Origin of the sequence: Flagellimonas alvinocaridis, from assembly GCF_004916895.1 — a bacterium.
Taxonomy (GTDB): Bacteria; Bacteroidota; Bacteroidia; order Flavobacteriales; family Flavobacteriaceae; genus Flagellimonas; species Flagellimonas alvinocaridis.
The window spans coordinates 1-937 of sequence record NZ_SNTZ01000041.1 but is presented as its reverse complement, the minus strand read 5'-3'; the positions used below and the strand labels follow the sequence as shown (position 1 = coordinate 937).

Here is a 937-nt window from a genome sequence, read left to right as displayed (position 1 = left end):
TTTATTATTTTTTATATATCGCATTGGGTGATTCCATCTATTATAATTGAAAAGAAGAGTTACAAAGGGTTTTTCAAACCAGAAGAGGTTTTTATTTTCAAATAGTTTTAACTTGGTTAACTTGGAATGTTCTTCATTTCGATCTAGATCGAAATAAGAAGCTTCATAAATTTKTCTATTTTGATAATATGTMTTTTKAAGGAATTCCTTWTKTTTTTTTTCTTTTCTATTCACTCGGATCTCTTTCGTTTSATCGATTTTGTCCGTATCCTCCTTTTCTTCCGAAAAAAGGGAAGGAGAAGKATCTTCTTCGGTGGATCCCTCTTGTTCCTGTTTAGTCCTCTTCGTTTCGTAAGTTGTTTCTATTTCTACATCTCTTTCTTCCGTTTTTGAGGTTTCTTTCAGTTTCTTAGTAAGAATGGGTGACGGTATTCTGCCTAAATAGTAGRCACAGGTAATAAATAAGAGAATACTAAAGATCCTAKCCATAGAATTTMTCAATTCTGACACAAGGTACTTATTAGATCGAATAAGTACATTTGATCTAATAGAACGATTTTGMCGTATCCAGAYTAATACCAATCCAASCCATTTCATRAATAAAATGTGACCAATTAACCAACCAACAAAACTACTTGTTACAAATAACATCTTGTTGTTGCATCGAAACATATAAATGTTGACTAATCTGGCTAACATTGAACTTGGTAAAATGAAATGGTTGAATAATTGAAAAATAAGATTATTCAGGAATACACATTGAATGCTGAGAKTACGCATTGAATTTCTGGTAGTAGATCCATAATCAAAAAAGTTTTTGTGATTGTTCCAGAARAAATGAAACAAAAGATAGGGTAGAGCTAGGACAGTTATTGTATGAGGTCTACCCAATGCTAGATGCAKWGGCGCATAATAKATYGATATGAACATCATGAGC

Annotated in this window: 1 protein-coding gene; it reads right to left on the bottom strand. The window is 31.8% G+C overall.

Going from position 1 to position 937, the window contains the following annotated elements; translation table 11 throughout:
* On the bottom strand, window positions 1-930 hold a 930-nt coding region (locus tag EZV76_RS17815; protein WP_500683422.1), incomplete at its 3' end, for a hypothetical protein.
* Window positions 931-937: the final 7 nt, after the last annotated feature.